The following is a 25,441-nucleotide window of genomic DNA, read 5'->3' as shown; positions in this document are numbered from 1 at the left end:
TTGAATCTACATTTAGAAAGGAAGTCAGCATGAAAAAGCTAGTTATCATCATGTTCCTCTTGTCATCTCTCATCGCAGGCTCTACAGCTGCCAGTGCCAAAGGTTCCACCTTCAAGGATGTCACCCAAAACAAACACTCTTGGGCTATCGAATCCATTGAATTTATGAGTAAGAAGGGAATAATCAAAGGTTACCAAAATGGCACATTTAAACCCGATAATAGTGTGACCAAAGCAGAATTCATCACGATGTTTTCACAGTTATTTAATAAATACATAACGAACGATGACATGCCAACTCGAAAGTTTAAAGATGTTCCTTCTAGTCACTGGGCTTACAGTTCCACATCCAAAGCACTCTCACAGTTTACATATTCAACATATGCCATTAAGAAGGGAAACAACTACTTCTATCCTGATAACAAGCTCACTCGTATCGGAGTAGTAAACCTGCTACCTGTCTTATACGATGAGATTGATGACAGTCAAGAAGTCTACGACATTCTACACACGATGAAGGATATCCCCAAACGCGAGTATAGTGATGAACATTTGAAAGATGGACGCTTTAACTATGAAGTTGATGGGACCAATAAGGTCTACCCGTTACTTTTTGAAGGACTGGAACTTAGTGATGATCACTCAGCTTTGGTTGGTAGCAGTCTCGCAGCCTTACAAAAGAAAGGTATAATGACAGCAAATGAAGGCCTGTTTAATCCCAGAAAAACAATAACAAGAGCAGAAGCAGCAACTATTCTTCACAGGTTATATCTCGATTTACAAGCAGATGGTACACTTAAAAAATATTCAAGCAAATAGAACTTAAAAACACTCTGTATCCAGTCTACAACATGGGATACAGAGTGTTTTATTTTAACGAGTGTGTACTATGATTCAAACGTCGTTCGTTCCGGGAACTTGCCGCCTTCCCTGAATAAACATCGTACCAGTCGCTGCGCGGCTCGGTTAAAGAAAAAACTCGGGCTTACCCCATCCACCTGGACAGGTTCCAGTTCCCTCACACTTTCCTTGATCTTATTCATCTCAATGAGCCCCATCTTTCGCTCATTCGGTCCGAATCGATAAATAACCTTCTCATCGTCCTCCGTCTGTTTCACCAGCAGAATCACGGATGCCATACAGGTTACCCCCTATCGTTACGTTATGAGATTCCATTAATCACTTGCCTACTATAATTATTACCCAGATTCTAGGGGAAGGATATAGGACTTAAGTTAGTTATACCTAAATTAAATATCCTGATATAAAGATTCTCCGAAATGAGTCGTTAGGCTTACTAACACCGTGTTCACACTATCCTTATGGATAGTCACTGTCATGAAAGTGCGTACTGCACAAGTCGTTTTTCTCCGTTTATACTAACCTTATCTTGAATTTCAAAGGAGAGAAACTTATGACTACAGCTCAAATATATAGCCACGGTGTGCCCTGGGAAGAAGCATTTAGTGTTGCTCAGGGATACAGCATTAACGGTACGATCTACATTGCAGGACAATTTTCGCATGATATGGAGGGGACGTTTATTGGTGTCGATGATATTGAAGCACAAGTCCGCCAGACACTAGATAACTTGGATCGCGTGCTCGCAGGATTTAACGTGACCAAGTCGAATATTGCTGAACTGGAGATTTTTTTGGTTCACCCGCAGGAGCATCTTGAGCCATGTGTTGCCGTGTATAAAGAGTACATCGGTACGCATCGTCCAGCTGTTACGATGGTTGGGACATCCGGACTCGCCTTCCCTCATCAACTGATTGAGATTCGCGCCGTTGCTCATACCGACTGATTCTGGTCATATCCAACGTTGCAGAGCCAAGTAAAATGGCCTGATGAGGTCTCGCTTTAACGAAGTTCATACACAAAAAAAGAAGCAGGGCCGGATAAACTCCTAACCTGCTTCTTTCTGATTTCTTAATCTTATTATTTCACCTTCACTGCCAGCGTATTACCAGATGAAGTGAGGGATGCCCCAAGCCCTTCTACCAAAACTCTGAAGGGAATGTACGTCGTTCCCTTAATTTCTTTGGGCGCTGCCTGTAGGGTGACCTCTTTCCCGTTAACCTTCACCTTTTTACTGCCCAAGGTAAAGATTAGCTTGTACTTATCTTTGGTAATGGTAATGGTTTGAGTCTTACTGTCCCAAGACGTTTTGGCTTTCAACGCTCCGGCCATCTCACGCAGGGGTACGAGATTTGTGTTATTCATTACAATTGGAGATTCAGTGAAAATAACCTTGGAACCATTCACCTTCACCTGAACAGAAGACGTTATATATTCTGGTTTAGGAGTGGCTTTCTTTTTGGTTGTCGTTGAAGACTTGTTACTTTTCTTGGTACTTCCTGAACTGGATGAACTTGAAGATGAAGATTTGGAACTCGAAGAGGAACCTCCGTTGTGATAATGATATTCCCCTTGTTTCAGCCCCCATTTTGCACAGTTGGTACGACAGGTGTGCCCTCCACTCGAATCTGTTCTTCCCGGATGGGCAGACGCAACAGTAGCAAAAATCATAAAAATGGCAAGCAAACTGCTTATTACTTTGATACGCATACGGATAACCTCCAGCAATTAGTTTAGCCAGAGTATCATACCATAATTACCCATACAATATAGGTGAATAACAAAATTTATTTTCACATAACAGTTCACAAACGCGGGTATACTCACTCCGACTCCATTGATAGCGTTGCCAGCACACAACTTTCTTCCTCTTACCCCCGTTAGCCCCACACCTCTTGCAATGCAAAACGGAAAATCCGGTCCAATTCTTCAAATTGAATAATCTGCTCATTCTCCATCTGGCCAGCCAGTCGTTCAAAATGCTCGATCTTCTCCGCTATGAAAGCCTGTATTGCTGGCAACTGCGGCTCCAGATCCAGTTCCTCGCCCGCCTTTTTCCGGCGCAGCAATTCATGAATCTCCGTATACAGTGATGTATCTGCAGGTACAAGTTCTTGTACCAGCTCTTCAAATGCCATCGGTGGCATCGCATCATAACGTTCGATCCAGCCACAAGCCAGTAAGGGGCGAAGAACATAGAAATACTTTTTAATCCTCACTCGCTCCCCTTGTAAATAATCCCGGAAATTGCCCTTCGCCATATTCAGATAATGATACATGCAGGACTTGGGCGAGAAGGTTAAAGGCGACAGTGCACGGATATGCTGTGCCACACTATACTGTTCATCATACTGAATGGGGGATTGCAGCCACTCCAGCAGTGGTGGATTTGATTTGCGAAACAGCTTCAACGCCTTGCGCAGATCCCAACCATTGATGTCGAGCTGGTCACTGATTGGGCGTTCGATCACATCCCTTTTATCCTCAATCGACAAGTACCATTCCAGTGGTCTTACATACAAAAAACGCACATCATAATCACTGTCCTGGGAAGGAAATCCCCACGCTCGACTGCCCGATTCACAGGCATAGATGATTCGTACCTGCTCCTCCTGTTCAATCTGCTTCAGCTGTTGTCTAATCGTATCTCTCATTTCTTCATGAATGTAGGTCATGGTCAGCCACCTCCAAATTCCCTCAATTAAATCTCTATCTCTCTCACCCGGTTCGCGAGTGTATCATATCCTGCCACAGTCTCGGCAATATACGTCAATACCGTTTCACTCCAACCGTAGATGTAAAAGGTTTTGCCATCCCGTGGCGGTACCATTGCCTGCTGATAAGGTGCTATATCCACAATAAATGCCTTCAACTCCGGATTCATCATCCGGCGATATCGCTCAAGCTCGGCATATAACGGGCTGCCTTCATTCTGCTGTTCATCGGTGATCATAATGATCTGATCCACTTTTTCTCCGATATCCCGAAGTTCCCGCACTGGTCGACCCGTGTCTGTTCCACCTTGTGCGCGAATACGGTGAGCTTGGGAAAGAATGCTCTCATCCATCTTGGGACGAGCATCCTCAACCATATGGTCGAATAACCAGAACAGCGCGTTACCTCGTGTTTGTTTATAAAGCGCCAGTGCCAGCACCGAACCAATCCGTAAATAATCCCCTTGCATGGAACCGGAACGATCCAAGAAAATGGCGGTTCTTCCCGGCAGTGTTGGCAGGTTGCCAATGGATAGCTCCACCGCTTGTCGCAAAGCATCCCGCAGCTCTTCCCTCGCAATCATTTCATATGCACTGGCAAATCGGAAAGGCAATATGCGCGATTTACGCAGGGCTTCTGCATCCGTTAGACGACGTGTAACATAATCGATATTTTTCGATTTTTCAAAAACTCCCGCACGATCCATTGCATTCAGATGGCGCAGCAACGCAAAAATCGGCATCTGTGACATTAACGCCTCCCACACCGTACGTGTCGGTTGCATGATCGAGGTGACCACCGAATACGGCAGTTTACCTTTCTCGATCAGATGCATCCGACTTGCCGGGTTTGGGGTAGCTTTCAGCTTTTCCAGCGCCTGCAACTGCGGAAGTTGCGTAAGATCCACCTCATGCCCGCGCAAATAACGGAATAAGGCTTGCTGCTTCAGATCTATCGGCTTGGGATGTGCTGTAGCGATCATATCGCCAAGATTATATCCACGCCCGCGTCCGTTGTATTTGATCGCCCAGTATTCGCTGATCCCGTTCAAAAAGAGACTCACCTGACGCTTCACCGCTCGGCCGCCCTGCCCCCGACCCAATCCTCTCAGAATCGTCAGAAAATCAGCCAAATCAGCCGGTGTCTGTACGACCTGGGAGAACACCTTTGCAAAATGATCCACATCCACTTTGGACAGCAGTGCCAGCCCGTATAGAGGCTGTAACCGCATCAAACCTTCATTACGAGCATAGACCAGCGCCCGCGCCATAAACCCTGCATCGACCTCAGCCATCTCCTGATGGCTGACCATCGCATCGTCCATCAGTTGCTGGGTATCTGCATAAAACGTATTGTTCAATGTATTGGTCATCAACATCTGTATATATTGTTCCTCCACCAATCGCTCATAGGCTCCATAGCCCCCATGATTACGTGTCGTTGGCTGAGGTTGATTGAATAATTGTTTCGCTCTGCTCATCACACATGACCTCCCGGTGTGAGTCTATTTGCTGTTCTTTCATAATAAAATGTCCCGAGGAAAAAGGTGGGAAGGTATAATACCCGCTCTACCGCTGAGCTACACCGCCATGAACGGCGGCGATTGGATTCGAACCAACGACCTGGTCGATTAACAGTCGAAGTAACCCTCCCTGGCGCCTCGGAACCTTGATCCACAGCGCTTGTTGCTGCCCCGCTTCACAACCTCATTATGCCTCACACATCTGCACGCGAACATGGCGAAAGTATGACGACGACTCAATTTCTGAATTGGAGTGAATCTTCATAAGTTTAAAATGAAACCTGCTGCTCATCCTGCTACAATGAAGGGATAACAAGGAGTGAATGTTCATGGCAAGAGAGAGTTTTGACAAAGAAATTCAGTTCTTACGCATGTTATCCCTAACAAGCGGTGCGTATAACCGCAAACAATATGCCGAGCGGCTTGGCATATCCGTACATACCTTTGATAAAACCAATCGCAGATTAAAAGAAATCATGCAGACCGTCGCTGACCAGCGCTCAGGTGCCGAAGCAAGCCGGGAAATGGCCGATCTCGTTCGCTTCCAATACGGGGAGTCGGCAGAGCCAATGCTGCTCTTCCTCTTCCGCGCCAAGTCGATGAAAGAGACTGAAGTTCAGCGACTTTCTGTCCTTTTGCATACCTTACAAGATGAAGCCTTAACCGCGATGGAACTGCTGGACACCTGCTGTGCTGAACTGCCGGAAGATCTGGCGTTACCTGACGAGAAAACCATTCGCTCCGATCTGAAGTATTTGGAAGAGGTTGGGGTTATTCGAAAAGAGCCCGGTGGCAGGCCATATCGATATGCTCTACAACAAGATGTCCTTACCGAATTAACCGTGGAGGAACAGCTGGAGTTGTATGATTTTGTGGATATGATGGCGAATACCCAAGTTCCTTCCGTACAGGGGTACTTATTGCGGGACAGTCTGAAGAAAGCCATTACGGCAAGTTTTCCGCAAGAAGAAGCGACCGAACCCTATATCTATAAGTATCACTATTATTCTCGTATCCTGGACGAAGCTCATCTCTACACGCTGCTTGGTGCGATTCGTCAGCGCAAACGTGTGCAGTTCCTATACTATTCACCGAAAAAACCATCCAGCTACAGTTCACAGAATACGAATCCACGTTTTGAACGGGAAGCAGATGGTCGATCCAACCGGATCGTGCCCCTTGAAGTGATCTATGACCATCAGTATGGTCGTTGGTATGTAATTGGATATCAGGGCCGCCGTGGCTTTGTGAAATTCCGCATGGAAGGCATAACCCAACTGGAGGAACAGGATACAGTCGAAGAGGAATACATGCTCGAGTTGAAGCAGCAATGGACTGACATCAGTCGGTACAGTTGGCTTGTAGATACGGGGAATACCGTGACGGTTCAAGCGCGATTTTTCCACCCGGAGCGTGGTCAGCGCAACTTCATTCTGGATCGAGTTCGTCTGCAAGGTCAATGGGGCAAGATCATACCCGAAACGGACCATACCTTTCTCTACGAAATCCAGGTCAACGGTACCACCGAGATCAAACCGTGGTTACGGAGTTTTGGCTCAAGCTGCGAAATCATCGCACCCCAGAGACTACGCCAGGAGATGATCAAGGAATGGAAGGAGATTGCGGAGTATTATGAACCTGTTCGAGAAGATGTTCAATTACCAGATGATGACCCGACTGAATGAAACCGGACTGTTCACCTGGACCTCACAGGAACGGGCCTGGCTTCGTATGATGCTGAATCACCCTACTGCGAGAGAAGCGCTGAGCCCTGTAACATTAGATAAAATGTACAATATGTTGAATAGTGAGCAGGACCTGAACCTTCAAGATTACCTGACTGAAAAAGCCAAAAGCGAAGAAAACAATGTCTCTCACCCACTACTTCGACAGTTACGGCTAATCATTTTGCATCATCAGGGATTTCGCATGACGGGTCGCGTCCGCAATGGACGCACAAGCCAGGATGAATTCGGCTTCCCGTATAAACTGGAGTATTCCATGGTCAAAAAAGAATGGTACGTGCTCTGGTATGCGCCTCGCTTCGACAAACTCATGTCAACCAAGCTGCACAGCATCGTTACCGTGGAAGCCCAACCGGTTGAACTGGATACCGCTTCGGGTTACACTGCCCGAATTGCTGCGATAACGGAGAAGCGTAAAACGACCATCACCATCGAGGTTCTGCCTGAGTTTAATCAGGAGTTATCCCGAATCCTCTATGCCTTCTCCTGCTTCGAGAAACAGGTGGAGTACCTGGAAGCCGAGCAGACATATCGGATTGAGCTGACCATTCCACGTAATGAGATGGATTACGTCTTATCCAAAATGCGTTTTCTCGGCAAACGGATTCGAATCGCTGACCACACGATGCTGCGGGAACGGATGTCCGAGACAGCTGCCAAGGCATTGGCCCGTTATGCAGAGACAGATCCTGATATGCATCCCAAACACTCCAATGAAGTTCAGCACCGCCAACGTGAGGAGGATTCTCTTGCGAAAGCCGATGGTCAATGATTTTGTAAGAGTGGGTTAACCATAACTATTGCTCAAAAGCCAAATCCATATCCATATCCATATCCATATACGAAAAAAAAGGTCTGGATGATCTCATCCAAACCTTTTTGCTATACATGCGCCTAAACTAGGTTCCACCACTGCTGGCAGCCGAGTTCCTTCTTTTGTTAATCGCGTGCACGCCCATGACCACTGCAATTAATTCATACGTGTCCAGTTGTTCCGACTGATTATCTAATACAAATGCCCCTGAACTAAACCAGCCGCTGGTACGACGGAAACTGGCCACGATGCGGCCACCACTGCCACTTATATCATATTCCTGCGAAAATGCTGGGGCAGACACATCATACGTACCGCGTGATCCTGCGTCATATTCATACTTTTTGCTAAAGAAACTGAACCTGGCCCGCAACACACCCAGATGTCTCCCATCTGCTGCAGTGATATCCCAACGATTCGTTAACATGCGAAATTTGCCGCTACAGACTAATCCCGAGTTATCCGATACATCGAGCGAAGAACCAAAGACACTTTTCAAATCCAGATGACCTGCCTGTTCCTGGTTCGGATTCATAATCTCGGTGTAACCTGCGTTAAAAAAGTTATCCCTGAAGTATAGTTCCATAACGTTTCCTCCTTTCGCTTACATATCCTTTCGTTCTCTTTAAACTAATCTCGCATCAAGCACACAATATATTTATATATACGTATAATTAATGGTAATGGATTCAAAAAGTGGATTATTACTGGATGTAAAAAAACGAGCAACCCTGGTTGCTCGCATCACGTTCAAGTTATCCTATCATCAAACCTCAACTTTTTTGTTGTTCAGGTAAATGGTAGCCCACACCAAGATGACCGCCACAATGACTTCAAAAACAATGCTTCCCCACATGCCGTCCGACCATAATACGCCATTGGCTGTGATCGAGATCCCTGTACTTTCTTCCGTGTACCGGAACATTTCATTTGGACTAAAACGTCCTGTCGTAATGATATTTTCCAACCAGCCGAGCAGATTAACGATGACAAAGAATGCAACGATTCCAATCCATGGCCCAGTTCTCCAACGGAAGCTGCCTGCAATCGAGATCGAAAGGAAGATAATGACGGTCATGAATACCATAACCCATGCGCTAAACAGCAACAAACTAATATAATCCGAAACATGCAGACCCGAAAGATCAATATTGGTTGCCATGTTCATTCGTAGCTTCATTGAGATATAGATGTAGGCATGAGTCGCGAATATAATGACTAACCCCAACCCGCAAAGGGCTCCAAAGATCAAGGGAGACAACACATGTGACAGGCCCGTTACGGGTAAAAGGCGGCGATTATATGATCGGATATTGGACGTGTATGTTTTGATCATTTTCACATAAATAGCCACACCTACTCCAACATATCCCATAATGCCAAGCACAATCCCTGTGACCTCAGACACGAAAAGGGAAAGTCCCACTTGCGCGATAATCAAAATAACTAGCCCCGCCAACAGTGTATTCCAGTTCCTTCTAAAGTCATATTTCAATAATGTCATCATTCCGCATAGACCTCCTTGAACATCTCATCCACACTTTTCCCATATTTCAGACGGAGCGTTTCCACTTCTTCTCGCATCACCAACTCACCCTCGCGAATAAAGACAACTTCATCAAAAATCCGTTCGATATCATTCACAAGATGCGTGGAGATGATCAGACTACTCTCTTCATCATAGAATTTGACGATCGCATCCAGAATCTTGCCTCGCGCAACCGGATCTACTCCGCCAATCGGTTCATCCAGCAAATACAGACGAGCCTTACGAGAAAGTGCCAGTGTTAGTTGTAGTCGTTCATTCATACCTTTCGAGAGATGCCGTACCCGGTCACTCTCGACAAGGTTCATGAAGTCCAGCATCTCCCGCGCCTTCTCCTCATCAAAATCAGCATAGAAATCGCGATAATACGCAATCGCATCCCGCACTCTCATCCACTTTTCGGTTAATGGACGATCCGGCATAAATGAAACCAACGCCTTCGTCTCCAGCCCAACAGGCTTACCTGTAACTTGAATCGTTCCGCTACTCGGATGCAACAAACCTGCAACCAGCTTCATGAGCGTACTTTTTCCACTACCGTTGCTACCCAGCAGACCTACGATTCGTCCTGGAGCAATATCCAATGTAATATTACTGAGCGCTTTCTTATTGCCATATGTCTTATTGATCTGGTTCAGTTCAAGGATGTTACTCATGCGTTGTTCCTCCCTTTCCTTCCGCAACGGCATCGGCTACGATGGATAAGATATCCTGCTCTTCGATCCCCAGTTCCTGCATTCCGGTCAGAAAGCGTTCCAGCAATTCACCGGCCATCTCTTTTTTGATCGTCATAATCTTCCGCTCCTCACTGGTCACATATCTGCCCAAGCCCCGTTTGGTTTCGACCACTTCTTCCCGCTCAAGCTCCTGAAATGTCCGTTGTACTGTATTTGGATTGATCTGTAGTTCAGCCGCCAGTTCACGAACCGAAGGAATTTTGTCACCTGCCTGAAGTGTCCCGGTTACAATCTGTCTCTTGATGTACTGCATGATCTGCAGATAGATTGGTAAATTGTTATCAAATTCTATAGTCACAAAGCTCTCGCTCCCCTCTGTACTGGTGTATTAGTTACATAGTACACTAGTGAAATAGTGTTGTAAAGCCCATTTGTTAAAATATATATTCGCTCAATTGAAGGGCAAGCTTCTGCTATCGATATCCATACAAAAAAAGAGCAGATCGTGAAGATCTGCTCTGTATAACTTTATTAATCGTATTGTTATCTATTTCACACGATATCTAAAGGTACCTTGCCTGTAGGCGCAGGGAATGCCTCATTCAACCGTGTCAGTTCCTCTGGTGTCAAAACGATGTTCACTGCTGCTGCATTGTCTGCCACATGATTCAGCTGTACCGCCTTGGGAATCGCCAGTATGTCTCCGTCTCTGATCACCCAGGCTAATGCGATCTGCGAAGTCGTAACTCCTCGACTCTGTGCAATCTCCTGAATGACCGGATGCTCCAACAATTCACTGCGAAGTCTGCCACCCTGTGCCAGTGGACAATACGCCATTACAGGAACGCTACGTTCCCGCATCCAGGGAAGCAGATCATGTTCAATACCACGTGAAGCTGCATGGTAGAGCACCTGATTCACCATGCACTGAGACCCCTCCGGCAGACTCCATAACTCCTGCATATCCCTTGTATCCAGATTCGATACACCCCAGCGAAGGATTTTACCGGATTGCTTCAATTGTTCCAATGCCTCAACCGTCTCTTCGAGTGGTACTCCTCCGCGCCAGTGAAGCAGATACAGATCCAGGCGATCTGTTCCTAAACGCTTAAGACTACGTTCACAGGCCGTAATCATCTGCTTGCGATCCGCATGATGGGGATATACTTTGGATACGAGAAAAACTTCATCACGATGGCCCGAGATGGCCTTTCCCGTAACAACCTCTGCCCCACCTTCTGCATACATCTCCGCCGTATCAATCACGGTCATTCCCTGTTCAATACCGGAACGCAGTGCACGCACTTCTTCTTGCTGACTGGATTGCTTCTCTCCCATGTTCCATGTGCCTTGTCCTATCGCAGGCAGGGCAGTTCCATCCGGAAGTAGAATCGTGCGTGTTTGATTACCATGCATCATCTATATTCCTCCATTCTGAAGACTTATGGACATTCTGACCTCTCTAACGACGATTATACGAATCATAAATCATGTTATCACTCACATGTCTCCAGTGGCTCATCATCATGATATACAATTGATCCAGTGGCACTGTGAGGCTACTTTGGGCAACGCTGATGGTCGCATCGACCATATTGCTGTTGACCGTCATCAATTTGCGTTTCATCCCGTTCTGGCGATCCAGAAAGGCTTTCTCGTCCCGCAATTTGACCCCGATCATTTTCTGTCCCATCAATTCATACATAAAAATATTCTCAACGTCTTTCCAGGCCACTGCTCCTCCTGCGGTATAAGAAGATGCATCCACAAACCCATCCTCATCGATTACAAAAGAAGGTTCCTTCTTAATCATCTTTACCAGACTGTAACAGAAACATAGCCCGAAAAACAAAATGGATAGAAGTCCAATCACATCCGAAAGGATGGAATCATTCGTAACTGAAGAACGATCAAAAATTAAAAAAAATCCGGCTGCCACAAAAAGTGCTGCCCCTGCCGTGAGCCACGCCATTCGTTTCCGGTTTGGATATTCCACATGCTGCTCATAGGATGTGCTCAACGTGACGTTCCTCCTCCATTGTGACTGAATCATACGAGTTCTATATAAACGAATGGCTATGAACCAATTACCTGAGTGTAGAACAGGAATTGCATTGTACATTAAACCAAATTAACCAATGTTAAACATTGAATTAAGACCATTTTTCGTCATTTCTGCGCTTATTCAACATTAGGATTCGTCATCCTTCGAGGAAATCCTTTTAACACACCTATATGAATTGAACAAAGAATGTTTGCACTGACCACTCCGATGACAGAACAACCTTCCGATCGCTGTTATAAAAGTCTCCCCTCCCATCCTTAGTCATATTGTCCTGTCCCTTGCTTTCCGTTAATATAAATGGAAAGGTTAGGAAATTAACCAATTCTAATTCATGGTGGGAGGACAAACAATGATGAGTCAGCGCGGCATAACATCGGAAGATCTTTATCAAATTACATGGGTTAATGATCCAACTCCGTCCCCTAATAGCGGACAACTTGTATATGTAAGCCGGAAAACGAATGAAGCACGTGACGGTTATTGTTCTCACCTGAGACTGCTGCATCTGGGAAGTCAAAAGGACAGGCCCTTTACCTCTGGTGAGAAGGATCTTTCCCCTGCCTGGTCGCCCGATGGGTCTCAGCTTGCCTTTTTAAGAGAGGTTGATGGGAAATCCCAAGTGTGGATCATCGCAACAGATGGCGGAGAAGCACGGCAAATCAGTCACCTGAAACATGGTGTCAGTTCCCTGCTCTGGTCACCGGATGGTCATACTTTGCTTGTGAAATCATCCGTGGATATGAGCGGAGATGAAGAATCAGAACATACAGATCCTGTAGACGATAAACCCAAACTGCTGCAAGAACATGTTGTAGACCGGATTCGCATGAAATCAGATGCCAGTGGATTATGGAACGGTCGACGTTCCCACCTCTTCGCTCTCGCACCGATCGATGCGGAAGCAATTCCTGTAACTACAGGTCATTATGACGTTGGAGATTACGCTTGGTCCCCGGACGGAACATCCATCGCTTGGATCGCACAGATGCCCCAAGAAGGCGAGAACCATAACGATTACACCCTGACCAATCATGTGTACCTTGCCAAAACAGACGGATCGGATGTGCAGCAGTTGACCCCGGAAGGATATACGTTCAGCCGACTGGCCTTTGCACCGGATGGACAATCCATTGCACTGCTCGCCAGTGACCGTTCCTATGGAAATGCCACACTTGTGAAGCTGTACACCCTTCCAGTATCAGGTGGTGAACTCGTATGTCTGAGCACGGATTGGGACGTACAGTTGAATCACAGCATTGTTGGCGACATGCGATCACATCTGACAACTACGGGGCCTGTATTCAGCAGGGATGGTTCATCCATCCTCTGTCTAGCGACCATTCATGGTAGTGTACGCATCGCCAAATTCGCACGAGACGGCAGAAGTGCCGACTATATATTGCCTGACGAACGGGAGATTTATCAATTTGCCGAGTTGGAAAACGGGCAGATCGTTGCCGCTGTTGCCGATACACAAAATCCTGGTGATCTCTATATGTATGAACAACCGGAAGATCCCGGGGTAGAACCGATTCAACTCACCCGCAGCAATCCACTGCTTGAGGATGAGATCCACCTTAGTACACCGGAAACCTTCTGGTTTAATTCCTCAGATGGCCTGCGGCTGCAAGGATGGATCATGAAACCTCATGGCATGGTCGACGGGGTCAAAATCCCGACCATTCTGGAGATTCATGGCGGCCCGCACATGATGTATGGTTTTACATTTATGCACGAGTTCCAGATTCTCGCCGCACAAGGCTACGCTGTTGTGTATATCAATCCACGCGGTGGCCTCGGATACGGGCAGCAGTTTGTAGACGCCTGTCGCGGAGATTATGGCGGTGGCGATTATCGCGATCTCATGGAGAGTGTGGACTATGCCCTGTCCCAATATGCGTTTATCGATGAATCTAGATTGGGCGTAACCGGGGGGAGTTATGGTGGCTTCATGACCAACTGGATTGTTGGACACACCGATCGCTTTAAGGCCGCTGTTACCCAGCGTTCCATCTCCAACTGGCTATCGTTCTACGGCGTAAGTGACATTGGATATTTCTTCACGGAAGACCAGATTGGCGGTAACGCGTGGGAGGACACGGAAAAGCTGTGGAAACATTCCCCGCTCGCTTATGTTGGCAACGTCAGTACTCCGCTGCTCATTTTGCATGGCGAACAGGATCTGCGGTGTCCAATTGAACAGGCCGAGCAATTATTCATTGCGCTGAAAAGACGCAAGCAGACCACAAGACTCGTTCGTTTCCCAGGGGCAAACCACGAGTTGTCCCGTGGAGGTCATCCTCATCTGAGGGTACGCCGTTTGGAGCATATTGCCGGATGGTTTAACGAGTACCTGTAACGGACTAATATTTAGACTATTAATTCAGAGTATAGAACCAGATATGGATTCAACCCTAAAAGCCGTCCAATGAAATCTGTTATGATTTCAACGGGCGGCTTTTGCTGTTCACCTTTTATAGAAGGAAGGATTACTCTTCGCCCCACACTACGGTGATTTCATTCAGATCCTTGTTGGTTGCAGACACCGAACCTGTGATGGTTACGGCATATTTGCCATCTTCACGACCCACGATGTTGAAGCTGTCTGCCTGTATATCCTGAGTGTTCTGGCTCAAGTTTTTGGTCTGGTAATAGTCTTTGTAGGATGTTCCAACGGTTAGCAACGTTTCTTTGGTTGTGTACGTGAGCACTACTTTTTTGTTACCATCCATTATGTTCTCAATAAGACTTGTTGCCTTCGCATCCTTAGGTAATGGGAAATCAGCCGGAAGATACTTAGACTTCACTCCTGCCGCCTGTGTGTTTGTACCTGTTGAGGGCGATGTCGATCCGCCGTTGCCTGTGGATGTTGACCCACCAGAAGAGCTTGAAGAGCCGATGCTTACTTTATTGTTTTGGGAATCATACTTCACTTCGGTCTTCAACGCATCTGCAATCGAACGAACAGGGAGATATGTACTGCCTTGATATGTAATTGGCGCAAGCTTTTTGCCCTGGTCACCTGTCGGTGTAAATTTCTGTCCGTTCACTTCGATGGCGAGCCCATGGTTCAGATAAGCTTTGATTGTCTCCAGTTGTGTACCTGCATATACACCTGCCGATCCGGTTAACACCATGCCAAACACACCCGCAGCAATCAACCACTTTTTGCTTTTCATCCCTAAACGCCTCCTGAGTTCAAATGTCAGCCTTATGCATAATACGATTCAAGACGATTGCTCGATGTACGCGAAAGACTCATGTAGTTATGCTCATCATGTATGGGTACGAGCTTATTCGGATAACAGCCCGTTGTTCCAACAAATGTTAGCAATATAATAGCATCTGACAAGAGGTTGTAAACGATAAATGGACAAAACAGGACCAAGGACGTACAAAAATAGTCTTTGTCGTATTCCCGCTGTACTCTCGCTCGTTAAGTTGTTCTTATATGAATAAAGTCCTGAATTCCGGACCATACATATGAAGCTAATCATACATGCACAACAGTTGCGAAATTAACCAATGTATTAGATAATTATTTGTCGATTTGTGGTCGAAGGAACGGAACTCAAGGGGGATTAAATACGATGAATAACAATAACAGTACATTTGACCAGCCTATTAACCGGATCTCTACCGGATCAGAAAAATGGGATGCGCTTGAGGATATCTTCGGTGCTGCTGATGCGCTTCCGATGTGGGTGGCCGATATGGACTTTGCTGCTCCACCATCCGTCATTCAGGCCCTGCAAACACGGATGGAGCACGGGATTTTTGGTTATACAGTGCGGACTGAAGCGTATCATGCAGCTGTTGCAGGCTGGATGGAACGGCGCCACAACTGGAAAATTAACGATGACTGGATTGTATTCACTCCAGGTATCGTGCCCGCACTCAGCATTGCTGTACAACGATTCACGGGGCCGGGAGATGCAGTGGTCATCCAAACCCCGGTGTATGCTCCCTTCTATGAAGTAGTACGTGGTCAAGGCCGTGAACTGATCACCAATCCTTTGGTCGAGAATAACGGTCATTACACGATGGATCTGGAACAACTTGAATCCAGCTTGCAGACCGGTCGGGTCAAAATGTTGATTCTGTGCAGTCCTCATAACCCGGTTGGACGGGTATGGACTCGTGAGGAGCTTGAAGGGCTTACGTCACTGTGTCTGCAATACAACGTACTGATGGTTTCAGATGAAATCCATGCCGACCTTGTTCATCAGCGTGGAACTCATACACCACTGACCCTGATCTCGGACGCCGTCTCTGATCTAAGTATCATCTGTACGGCTCCAAGCAAAACGTTCAACATTCCTGGCCTCTGCACATCCAACATCATCATCCCCAATGCCAAGTTGCGGGAATCGTTCGCTCAGGGTGTAAAAACGATGGGACTTGCCAATATCAGCACACTGGGGGCTGTTGCAACCGAAGCTGCTTACAATGATGCCGAGGAATGGCTGGATGAGTGCCTTGCCTATATCCGTGGAAATATGGCGTATGTACAGCAATATGTTGCGGAACATATGCCTCAGATTAAAATGCATCTGCCCGAAGCGACCTATCTGTTATGGATGGATTTCCGGGAGCTGAATATCCCACATGCACAACTATGCAATATGCTGCTTCATGAAGCAGGGCTTGCTTTCAATGACGGGAGCTTCTTTGGAACAGAGGGCACAGGGTTCATGCGTATTAATGTAGCCTGTCCACGTTCCACGGTTGAAAAGGCAATGCGCAGGTTATCTGTGTTGTTAAGCAATGTGTCGGGCAAATAAGCTGTCAGTTACATCTATGTACGTTGCGAACTAAACGTGTACTGTTCGTTAAATGGTGAATATTTGTCAAAATAGCAAAAGGGGGGCCCCGTAGTCAAGTCCATGATTCACATTCATGGTCAATGACTTCACAAGGGGCACCCCTTTTGTATTTGATCATTTTATTTATTCGACCATAATTAAAATTACAGTGACATCGATATCGGCATCGGTGTAATTCTGTCGCACAACCTGTTCAGCAAATCCCGATCATGGCTTATGATCAGTAATCCCAGATTACGCTGGCGAGCCACTTCCATCACGGTATGCCAGATCTGTGCCTGAGTGATGGCATCCAGCATCGTTGTCATCTCATCTGCGATCACATAACGTGTCGCCGTACCGAGTGCTCGCGCCACACAGAAACGTTGCAGTTCTCCACCGGACAATTCACCCGGTCTGCGGTCCAGCCAGGTCTGCTGAATACCCAATGCTTCGAGCAACTGTTCATCCTGCACAGACGCCTCCTGCAACACGCGGCGCATTCGCCAGCGTGGATTCACAGCTTTCTCCGGATGCTGGAATACCAGCTGAACCGGACATACTCCTGTACGCGGGAGTGGTTTCCCATCCAGAAGTACTTGTCCTGCCACAGGTTCGGCATATCCTGCAAGGATGCGTCCAAGGCTTGTTTTTCCACAGCCACTTGGTCCCCACAAGCCAACCACTTCTCCCTGTTGCACCTGCAAGTTCATCTGCTGGAACACCCACGACTTTTGATCGTAACGGTAACTCACATCTCGTGCTTCAAGTGACATGGAAACACCTCACTTCTCCGCCCCGTACCTTACGAAGCTCTGGACGTTCACCGATACATACAGCAGTTGCTGTATTACATCGGGGAGCAAATGAACAGCCTGTCGTGATCTCTTGACCTGCCAACGGCTGGGAGCCTGGGAGTGACTGAAATCCATTCTGCGGCAACGCATTCCAGAGCGCTTTTGTATATGGATGACGCAGACGTTCTCCAGTTCCCGTAAAATCATCTACCTGCGCCGTCTCTACATTGGTCCCCGCATAAAATACAGCGATGCGATCAGCTGCCGTCAGGGCTGTCGTAACATCATGCGTAATCCACAGGATGCCTACGCCTTCATTCGCGAGCTCGCGAAATTGCCTCATCGTCTCGGCCAACACTTCCGGATGGATGCCTGGTGTCGGCTCATCTGCAATGATCAGCTTCGGCTGGCCTGAGGTCGCTGTCGCCATCAACACCCGCCTTGCCATACCTCCGGACAACTCAAACGGGTACTTTCCGGCTGTTCCTTGAGGAAGATGATATCGCTCCGTCAGCTCCTGCTCCGTCTTTTTCGTATGGGATCGAGTTATGAAGCCGTGCTTCCGTCCCGGATTTCGGGTTACCGGCTGAACTTGCCTTCCCACCTTCATCAGGGGGTCCAAATAACTGACGGATTGCGGAATCAGCACCAGTTCGTCTCCACGCAGATGAAGCTGCCGCTCTGGGGTTAAAGGCTCGCTATTATAGCTAATACGCCCCTCCAACCTGGCATTGGTAGGTAGAATACCCATAATGGCCTGCGCCAGCACACTTTTGCCCGATCCACTTGCGCCTACAACAGCCACAATCTCGCCCTCGTTTATGGAAAGATCCAGATTCTGAATGACGTAAGTCTGTTCGTGCCCAAACCAACCACGAGCGCGCCGAAATGACACCGACACTCCCTCAATATCAAGAAGAGCCATATTTACCTCACCTCCCTTGAACTACCTGTACCCGTCAATGTCTTCAGACTGTTGCCCAATACATCAAACGCACGAACAACCAGCAACAATGCCAGTCCGGGGAAAAAGGCGAGCCACCACATGCCAGCAGATAAATATCTCATCGACTCTGACAAAATAATTCCGATTGCCGGTTGTTGCGGGGACAACCCCAGCCCCAGAAACGTAATGGCCGCCTCATGCAGAATCGCATGGGGAAAGATTAGCAATACGCCCACGAACAGTTGTGGAACCAGATGTGGCAGCATATGCTGCACCGCAATCTGTAACCGTGATTGACCCAACTTGTGTGAAATCTGAATGTATTCTGCGGATTTCAGTTGAATCATCTCCGCTCGTACAATCCGGGCCAGATTCGGCCAGTGAGTCAGCGCAATCGCTGCCGCGACTCCTGCCAAACCTCCACCAAATACAAAGGCCAGCATAACCAGTGATACCAGATGAGGTACACTCAGGAACAGGTCGATAATCCATGAGATCACCCGATCAGCAGTCTTGCTTGAAGCGGCTGCCAAACCCAATAACATTGCGATCATTCCACCACCACATGCAGCAAGCAATCCCACTTGAATGCTGGTTGCCAATCCTTTTAACGTACGCATGAACATATCTCTTCCAAGCCAGTCTGTGCCAAATGGATGGGCCCAAGTTGGAGCCAAATTCCGATCCATTAATGAAGTCAGCGTAGAACCAGCCGGAAGCAGCCTGCCCGTCAACCACACAACGGCAATCCAGATCACCGCGAGGCTTCCCCAGATCACCGCTCTTTGGCGAGGGTTGCGGAAATTTTGGTCTCTGGCAGCCGTATAATCTTTTCTCGTTTGGCGTGTTGTTCCTGTTCCTTTTCCAGTCTCAGCTTGTAGAGACCCGGTAATAATGTTGTACCGTACCTCTTGACTCGCAGTTTTCACTTTCTGTACTTCGGCTGTTTCTGCCGTCTGCTCGGAGGAGCGTTCTACCGTCTGCTTCATGACATCAGCTCCTCCTTCATCCGTGGATCAATCAAGCGATACAGAATGTCAGCAACCATATTACCTGTAAAAACAAAGATTGCACTGCACATCACAAGTCCAAGCAGCAGTGGAACATCACCACGTAACCCCGCCTGAACCGTTGCCTGACCAAGGCCGGGGTATGAAAATACCTGTTCTGCAAGTACGGCCCCACCAAATAGTTCACTGAACGAAGCAAATTGTAGTGTTATGGCTGGCAAAACAACATGTCTGAACCCGTGTCGACGGAACAGCTGAAATCCACGCTCACCCCGCGCTCTCGCAAACAGAATATAATCTGACTCGAGCACATCCGTGAGCTTCTGCCGGGTATGCAAAGCAATAGAAGCTACCCCAGTCAAACTGAGGGTCAACGCTGGCAGAATCATATGAATAGCCCGATCTCCCCATGTGACCTGATCAGCTGACAGCCCTGCGGGTACTCCAAGACCAACTGGAAGCCATCCGAGCCACACCCCAAATACCATCAGCAGCAACAGCGCAATCCAGAATACCGGCGTGGAGGCCAGCGTATAACAATACCAACAGATCAGGCGATCCAGCTTCGAATTCCGTCTCATGGCAGCAACTACACCAAGAGTGAAACCAATGATACCGGATAATATCCAAGCTACAGCCATAAGTGCGACAGAATTCATGAATCGTTCCTGGATAATATCCGCTACAGGTTGTCTGTAGATCATCGAAGTTCCCAGATCTCCCTGAATCAGCGTTTGTCCCCAAGTCAGCAATCGTTCCATGGGAGATTCATTCAATCCCCAACGTTCTTCGATTAAACTGCGCTGTTCGGCGCTTACCCTGATCATGTCTCCACCAATGTAGGCTTCGATCGGATCAACAGGAGAGAATTGCATTAATATAAAAGACAACACACTGACTCCAACCAATAGAGATACAAGTCGCAACATTTTAAAACCAACAAATCTCGCCCATCCATTCCTGCCTGTCATCCAATCTCTCCCCAATTCAGGCTAAAGCTACCGGTACGTTTCCTACTTTGTACTGTTATCCCAGGACCATTCCTCCAGATTGGTTGTCACCGGCCAGCCGTGACCATGGGGGTGGATCTGCTGCTCGCCAATGTTCAGTCCATTCGTAACCAGATACAGATGATCTATATTTACGAGCCATGCCCATGGCGCATCACCCTGATAACTGAAACCTGTTGTTCCATCCCATTCCGCTTTCTGCCAGAATGGTAATGCCTCTTCTTCACTGGTGGCCTGAAGGGCTTTGTCCATCCAAGAATCCACGACAGGATTACTGTACAGCCCCACATTGTAATACCCTTCTCCCTTGTGGGTACTGCTATAGAGGTTATACGTCTCCAGTGGATCATGACTGCCCCAACCAAATAATACAGCGTTGGAGTAAGCCATCTTTTTCGTCTCTTCACGGCTTTTGCCTTCAACATTGATTTTGATTCCCGCCTGGGCAACCATATCCGCAGCAGCCAGTGCCAGAGATTGTCTTGTTAAATCACCTGCAAAATAAAGCAGATTGAACTCGGCTTTAACATCGTTTTTCTCGACAATACCGTCACCGTCCGCATCGGCCCAGCCACCAGCGGCCAGAATGCGCTTCGCTTCTTCTAGATTGGCATCTGTAAATACAGCTTCTGCATTGCTCCAAGGCAGATCATCACTGACGGAATAAGCTGGACGACCGTACCCCTCAAGTACACCCTCAACCAAAGCCACACGATCAATCACAACATTCACCGCTTGGCGAATCGCCAGATCAGATGTCACATCATTCCCTGCGGGAAGACCATCGCCCGACTTGGCACCAGCAGGTTGCATGGGGAACATGATGCCACGATTATCTACGGTTTTCACGGCCTCCAAAGTCATGCCATTCACCTGTTGCTTGCTAAACGCTGCCGGAATAGCAGCGATATCCACCGTACCTGCCTGTGCAGCTGCAAAGGCCGCATCTTCATCCAGATAGAGGAAAGTGAGTTTGTGGAACGCGGACTTGCTTCCGTAATATTCTTCATTAGCCTCAACGATGGCCTGTTGTCCCTTGTCCCACTGAACCAGCTTGTACGGTCCTGATCCGACTGGATGCTCTGCATAATCAGCACCATAGACGTGTTCAGGTACAATGCCAAGTGTCGTCAGCAGACTGATGAATGTGGACTGCGGCGACTTCAGTGTGAATACAACCGTTTGATCGTCGGGTGCCTGCACATCAGCCATATTGGTCAAATCAATCACGGACCCACTCTTGGCAGCTGTTTCAAATGTAAATTTCACATCCTCAGCCGTTAGAGGCTCCCCATCCGAAAACTTCACATCGTCCCGAAGCGTAATCGTCCAGGTCAGCCCATCTTCACTAACTGAGTATGCCGTAGCCAGATCGTTAACTAGTTGTAACTTGGCATCCCGCTTCAGCAAGGTACTCTGGAAAAGTGGTGACCCATATTGTCCCCATCCGGTTGTTGGATCAAACCCGCCTTCCGGCTCGGTGCCAACGGCCAGCACCAATTCGTCTTTGGTTAAGGCTGGAACTGACTGTCCATTCTCTGCTGATGAAGCTGTTGGCGCTGTGCTCTGTGCACAACCAGATAAACCAATGGAACATACAAGCAAAATGCCTAATCCTGTTCTACCTTTTCGTTTTCCCCATCTCCATGAAAATCTGCCCATTCTGGTCGTTCCCCCTCTAAATATGTGCTGCACTCACTTTTTTCGTGTTACTTTTTAGAGAAATTGTAGCACAAAATACAAATCATATGTCAACAAAGTTAACTTCGTAATCCATATTTTTTCATATTTCAGAGTTAATAAATAAAAAATTGTATAACCGAGCATTTGTAGCGCTCTATAAAGTCAGGTATTATAACAAACAAAAAAACAGACGGTTGGCATCTAACCAATAGTCTGTTTTTTTTAGATTTGCTATATTTTCATAGAAATTACACCCGTATTTGTCTTACTCCGCAGAGCGATGATGATGACTGTGACCATGCTGACCCGCACTGTGATTATGATTCAGGCTTTGATTCGGATTGTGATCCTGACCGCTGCTCTGAGCATGAGCCAGTTTGTTGAGTTCATCCACATAAGTCACGGAGAGCTCCGCATACAATACCCCTTTTTGCACCTGGATCTGTTGATGCAGATGACGCAATCGCCCCAAGTTACCCCGTACGGCAATTACCTCCAGGCATTGGTCATGGTTCAGGTGCACGTGCATATTGGAAATGATGTCATGATGCGCCTCGTGCTGCAGCTCCATCAAACGAATGGGAAGATCACTGATATGGTGATCATAGACCATCACAATGGTGCCTGCCACATCCTGGTCGGATTGTAATGCAGAAGGTTGCAGTAATGTTTTGCGAACAAGATCACGGAAAGCCTCGGATCGGTTTTTGTATCCCTGTTCCTCAATATACTGGTCAAACTGCTCAATCAGAGGTGTAGGAAACGCCACCCCGAACCGGGTCAAATCTTCTTTATCTGCCATACTTCTCCTCCTGCGCCCTCATTTGCTTCGAGTGTACCACAGACTTGTCTGCTCATCGACTATACTGTTGCATGAATCGTACTGCCGAATGTATCGCCTGTTGTCCAGCGTCACTCTCAAGATTAAATTGATAATCATGTCCCAGCTTCTCTGATGAGTTTGAGAAAAACAAGGTTTCCACCTCAACATCAAGGCGCTTCAATACTTGTGCCAGCTCAATCGATTGACTGGTCAACGGGTCATCATTGCCTGCGGTAATAAATGCAGGCGGGTACGCTGCTGTGGCTTGAAGCACGGTCGACATTTCATGCAGACGTGGATAGTCTTCGAATGTTTTGACTCCCGTATATGACCAGAGAAATGTCCGTATGAGTGGAAAACCTGTATTGGCTACTGTGCTTAGATTGTATGGACCACAGAATAGAAGAACCCCACGCAAGTCTTCTGGCTGGGCGGCTGGTGTTACATTCATCAGTTTGGCGAGGGAAGGATTGGTCACCACTGCCGCAGTCTGACTTGCAATCTGGGCACCTGCCGAATTGCCTGCGAGAAATATGATTTCCGGGTCACCGTGATACGCACTGACATGGTTCTTCACGTAAGTCAAAGCCTGATTCGTCTGGATCACGGGAATGGGATATTTCGTATCCGGTGCGAGCGCATAATTCATACTGACCACAACGTAACCCTGCTTGGCTAATTGAACGGCATAATCTGCGATATCCTTTTTGTCCCCCAAGACCCATCCACCACCATGAACCCACAACACAACAGGCAAAGGTTCCGATGTTACGGAAGGATAATAGATATCCAGTGTACTGTCATTACGCCCTTCGTCTGCATAGGGCACATCCACAACACGAGTTATCCCATCCGAGAGCATAGTATCCTTGCTATTTGTGTCTGGATTAGTAGTTTCAATTAATGATTTTAATAAAAATACCGTTATTTTGGGTGTCCATTGTGTACCAATCCCAATAAAACCTATGATCAAAATTAGTACTACGCTGGGAATCCAGTAACGTTTACGTTTAAAACCTTTTGCCCCCGTACGTTTCGTTTCCAACTTGGTCTGCAATAGTTCCACCTCGTTCCATCATCTCATCGAAGCGTCTTTACATCTAAAGTTGTGTACGTTGCGGAGAGGACCGGGTTTCCTCTTATTTGGGTCTCTTGGCGATTTCCTGTCTGACTTTCACATACGTAGTGGATACGTTTTGCTCCAGTGTATGAATACTTTGTTTTGTTCCTGCCCACTTCTCTGCTGCAGACGCCAATGTGTTCAATGAGCTGAGTACACGTGACGTTTGGCTTTGTTTTGTACTCTGTTTGAACTGTTGTAGAGCGTTGGAATATCGTTCTTTTGCCAGACTTGCCTGTTTTTTAGCCGTTTGAATCTGTTTCTTCGCGGAGTCGGCCCCTGCTAGCATAGCTCGTAAACGTTTTATTTCAGCGCTCTTCCGTTTACGTGCTTCAGCAAGTTCCTTTTTCTTGATCCGGATGTCTTCTCTGGCAAGCTTCACAACGGGTCTCAACGTCTCTGCCTGAGTGCGGATTGCTGCACTCCATTCCTTATTTTTGATGGCTTTGGCTGCATCCAACTGTCTATTGACTGAACTATAGAGGGCGAATAGCGGTTCATATCGGGCTTGTGTTTGCTTTACCTTTTCAGCTAGAGCTGCGACCTTCGCATCATCGGTTTGTCTTATTTCTACACGTAATCGCTCCAATTCCGCGGTATTGGCGACATGAAGTGTCTTTATTTTTTGTTCCCAAACCTGCTCTTGTGTCTTCCAGTTCCCCACTTTATCGTACGCTTGCTTCAACGTTAACTTGGTTTGTGCGTCGGCTTTGTTCAAAACGGAATCCCAGGCTTTCTGCGCTGTTACGCCAAGATCTATGCCCGCTGCCTCGGCTGTTGAAGCAAAATAAATCGTGCCTGCGCTGAACAGAATCACAAGCCCTATAAGCAGGCGTGATCTGAAAATAAGATGAGCCAACGATGACAATTGACCACGCAGGACGTTACTTTGTTCCATCATGTGACTATGGCTACCTGCTATTGGAGAAGGTAATAGTATGTCACTCGTCTCCATTAAAGCTATATCTTCTGTAGCTATATCTTCGATATGCTGTCGCCCCTTTTTTTCTTCCAATAGGCCGTCATGTTCTATGAAGTCATATCCTCCTGCTCCTAATAATAGGAAAGAAGGACAACATACTGTTCCCTCCTGATCAGTTAACGTTCCCTTCCATACTTCTGTTTGCATGCATTCCTACACCCTTTCTTCAAAATAGTTGGAAGATATTAAGCCGTCTGACCCTCTGTTCTATCCAATTCGAGAAGCTCCACCTCCATTTCCTCGCAGAAGAATAGCCAACGAAATCAGCGAACGACAAAAAAGCACCCGCAAGTCAGGCATTTGCCTGCTCTTACGGGTGCT

General features: G+C 47.2%; 25 protein-coding genes. 6 read left to right on the top strand and 19 right to left on the bottom strand.

Annotated features, from left to right (window positions below):
* The first annotated feature begins 29 nt into the window (after positions 1-29).
* Positions 30-818, top strand: coding sequence for an S-layer homology domain-containing protein (locus MKY44_RS05670; protein ID WP_338591622.1), 789 nt, complete (start codon positions 30-32; stop codon positions 816-818).
* A 68-nt stretch (positions 819-886) separates the two neighbouring features.
* Here MKY44_RS05670 and MKY44_RS05665 read toward each other — a convergent pair whose 3' ends face one another.
* Positions 887-1,138, bottom strand: coding sequence for a hypothetical protein (locus tag MKY44_RS05665; protein WP_047841868.1), 252 nt, complete (start codon positions 1,136-1,138; stop codon positions 887-889).
* A 275-nt stretch (positions 1,139-1,413) separates the two neighbouring features.
* On the opposite strand from MKY44_RS05665, the gene MKY44_RS05660 reads away from it, so the two are divergent.
* Positions 1,414-1,806, top strand: coding sequence for a RidA family protein (locus tag MKY44_RS05660; protein ID WP_340909739.1), 393 nt, complete (start codon positions 1,414-1,416; stop codon positions 1,804-1,806).
* 134 nt (positions 1,807-1,940) lie between these two features.
* Here the strand turns inward: MKY44_RS05660 and MKY44_RS05655 are convergent, their stop codons facing one another.
* From MKY44_RS05655 to MKY44_RS05645, 3 genes are all read right to left on the bottom strand, one after another.
* Positions 1,941-2,570 carry a copper amine oxidase N-terminal domain-containing protein gene (locus MKY44_RS05655; RefSeq protein WP_341006365.1) on the bottom strand — a complete coding sequence of 210 codons (630 nt, stop codon included), beginning with the start codon at positions 2,568-2,570 and terminating at the stop codon, positions 1,941-1,943.
* A gap of 170 nt (positions 2,571-2,740) precedes the next feature.
* Positions 2,741-3,535, bottom strand: coding sequence for a nucleotidyltransferase domain-containing protein (locus MKY44_RS05650; RefSeq protein WP_341006364.1), 795 nt, complete (start codon positions 3,533-3,535; stop codon positions 2,741-2,743).
* Positions 3,536-3,561: 26 nt separating this feature from the next.
* Positions 3,562-5,055: a TROVE domain-containing protein gene (locus MKY44_RS05645; RefSeq protein ID WP_341006363.1), complete on the bottom strand. Its 1,494-nt coding sequence runs from the start codon at positions 5,053-5,055 to the stop codon at positions 3,562-3,564.
* 371 nt (positions 5,056-5,426) lie between these two features.
* Here MKY44_RS05645 and MKY44_RS05640 point away from each other — a divergent pair, with 371 nt between their 5' ends.
* Together MKY44_RS05640 and MKY44_RS05635 are read left to right on the top strand one after the other, a co-directional pair.
* Positions 5,427-6,782, top strand: a complete 1,356-nt coding sequence (locus MKY44_RS05640; protein WP_341006362.1) for a helix-turn-helix transcriptional regulator — start codon at positions 5,427-5,429, stop codon at positions 6,780-6,782.
* The gene (locus tag MKY44_RS05635; RefSeq protein WP_341006361.1) at positions 6,730-7,614 is read left to right on the top strand and encodes a WYL domain-containing protein; all 885 of its coding nucleotides are present in this window, start codon (positions 6,730-6,732) and stop codon (positions 7,612-7,614) included. The genes MKY44_RS05640 and MKY44_RS05635 overlap by 53 nt, the downstream gene beginning before the upstream one ends.
* Positions 7,615-7,741: 127 nt before the next feature.
* On the opposite strand, the gene MKY44_RS05630 is transcribed toward MKY44_RS05635, so the two are convergent.
* The 6 genes from MKY44_RS05630 to MKY44_RS05605 form a co-directional block, all read right to left on the bottom strand.
* Positions 7,742-8,242, bottom strand: coding sequence for a hypothetical protein (locus MKY44_RS05630; RefSeq protein ID WP_036606430.1), 501 nt, complete (start codon positions 8,240-8,242; stop codon positions 7,742-7,744).
* 180 nt (positions 8,243-8,422) lie between these two features.
* A complete protein-coding gene (locus tag MKY44_RS05625; RefSeq protein WP_341006360.1) occupies positions 8,423-9,163 on the bottom strand; it encodes a hypothetical protein in 741 nt (246 codons plus the stop codon).
* Positions 9,160-9,858: an ABC transporter ATP-binding protein gene (locus tag MKY44_RS05620; RefSeq protein WP_340389302.1), complete on the bottom strand. Its 699-nt coding sequence runs from the start codon at positions 9,856-9,858 to the stop codon at positions 9,160-9,162. The genes MKY44_RS05625 and MKY44_RS05620 overlap by 4 nt, the downstream gene beginning before the upstream one ends.
* Positions 9,851-10,237 carry a GntR family transcriptional regulator gene (locus MKY44_RS05615; protein WP_036606428.1) on the bottom strand — a complete coding sequence of 129 codons (387 nt, stop codon included), beginning with the start codon at positions 10,235-10,237 and terminating at the stop codon, positions 9,851-9,853. The genes MKY44_RS05620 and MKY44_RS05615 overlap by 8 nt, the downstream gene beginning before the upstream one ends.
* 194 nt (positions 10,238-10,431) lie before the next feature.
* Positions 10,432-11,295, bottom strand: a complete 864-nt coding sequence (locus MKY44_RS05610; RefSeq protein ID WP_405172940.1) for an aldo/keto reductase — start codon at positions 11,293-11,295, stop codon at positions 10,432-10,434.
* A gap of 46 nt (positions 11,296-11,341) precedes the next feature.
* Positions 11,342-11,899 (bottom strand): STM3941 family protein, encoded by a 558-nt coding sequence (locus tag MKY44_RS05605; RefSeq protein WP_338707918.1) that lies wholly within the window; start codon positions 11,897-11,899, stop codon positions 11,342-11,344.
* Positions 11,900-12,293: 394 nt separating this feature from the next.
* On the opposite strand from MKY44_RS05605, the gene MKY44_RS05600 reads away from it, so the two are divergent.
* Positions 12,294-14,303, top strand: a complete 2,010-nt coding sequence (locus tag MKY44_RS05600) for a S9 family peptidase (protein ID WP_341006358.1) — start codon at positions 12,294-12,296, stop codon at positions 14,301-14,303.
* Between the two features lie 130 nt (positions 14,304-14,433).
* Here MKY44_RS05600 and MKY44_RS05595 read toward each other — a convergent pair whose 3' ends face one another.
* Positions 14,434-15,123: a stalk domain-containing protein gene (locus tag MKY44_RS05595; RefSeq protein WP_341006357.1), complete on the bottom strand. Its 690-nt coding sequence runs from the start codon at positions 15,121-15,123 to the stop codon at positions 14,434-14,436.
* A gap of 411 nt (positions 15,124-15,534) precedes the next feature.
* Here MKY44_RS05595 and MKY44_RS05590 point away from each other — a divergent pair, with 411 nt between their 5' ends.
* Positions 15,535-16,728, top strand: coding sequence for a MalY/PatB family protein (locus MKY44_RS05590; protein WP_341006356.1), 1,194 nt, complete (start codon positions 15,535-15,537; stop codon positions 16,726-16,728).
* Between the two features lie 185 nt (positions 16,729-16,913).
* On the opposite strand, the gene MKY44_RS05585 is transcribed toward MKY44_RS05590, so the two are convergent.
* The 8 genes from MKY44_RS05585 to MKY44_RS05550 all read right to left on the bottom strand — a co-directional run bounded on the left by MKY44_RS05585 (position 16,914) and on the right by MKY44_RS05550 (position 25,267).
* Positions 16,914-17,525 (bottom strand): ABC transporter ATP-binding protein, encoded by a 612-nt coding sequence (locus tag MKY44_RS05585; protein ID WP_341006355.1) that lies wholly within the window; start codon positions 17,523-17,525, stop codon positions 16,914-16,916.
* Positions 17,515-18,471, bottom strand: a complete 957-nt coding sequence (locus MKY44_RS05580) for an ABC transporter ATP-binding protein (protein WP_341006354.1) — start codon at positions 18,469-18,471, stop codon at positions 17,515-17,517. The genes MKY44_RS05585 and MKY44_RS05580 overlap by 11 nt, the downstream gene beginning before the upstream one ends.
* 2 nt (positions 18,472-18,473) lie before the next feature.
* Complete coding sequence (locus MKY44_RS05575; RefSeq protein WP_341006353.1) at positions 18,474-19,481, bottom strand: ABC transporter permease; 1,008 nt, start codon at positions 19,479-19,481, stop codon at positions 18,474-18,476.
* Complete coding sequence (locus MKY44_RS05570; RefSeq protein WP_341006352.1) at positions 19,478-20,473, bottom strand: ABC transporter permease; 996 nt, start codon at positions 20,471-20,473, stop codon at positions 19,478-19,480. Before MKY44_RS05570 ends, MKY44_RS05575 begins: the two co-directional genes overlap by 4 nt.
* Before the next feature lie 42 nt (positions 20,474-20,515).
* A complete protein-coding gene (locus tag MKY44_RS05565) occupies positions 20,516-22,174 on the bottom strand; it encodes an ABC transporter substrate-binding protein (protein WP_341006351.1) in 1,659 nt (552 codons plus the stop codon).
* Positions 22,175-22,460: 286 nt separating this feature from the next.
* Complete coding sequence (gene nikR / locus MKY44_RS05560) at positions 22,461-22,997, bottom strand: nickel-responsive transcriptional regulator NikR (RefSeq protein ID WP_341006350.1); 537 nt, start codon at positions 22,995-22,997, stop codon at positions 22,461-22,463.
* A gap of 52 nt (positions 22,998-23,049) precedes the next feature.
* Positions 23,050-24,075, bottom strand: a complete 1,026-nt coding sequence (locus tag MKY44_RS05555; protein ID WP_341006349.1) for an alpha/beta hydrolase — start codon at positions 24,073-24,075, stop codon at positions 23,050-23,052.
* A gap of 82 nt (positions 24,076-24,157) precedes the next feature.
* Entirely contained in the window at positions 24,158-25,267 is a 1,110-nt protein-coding gene (locus MKY44_RS05550) for a hypothetical protein (RefSeq protein ID WP_341006348.1), read from the bottom strand.
* Positions 25,268-25,441: the final 174 nt, after the last annotated feature.

Origin of the sequence: Paenibacillus sp. FSL R7-0026 (genome assembly GCF_038004485.1) — a bacterium.
Classification (GTDB): Bacteria; Bacillota; Bacilli; order Paenibacillales; family Paenibacillaceae; genus Paenibacillus; species Paenibacillus xylanexedens_A.
Note: the sequence above shows the minus strand (reverse complement) of the source record. Positions and strands in the feature narration are given on the sequence as shown.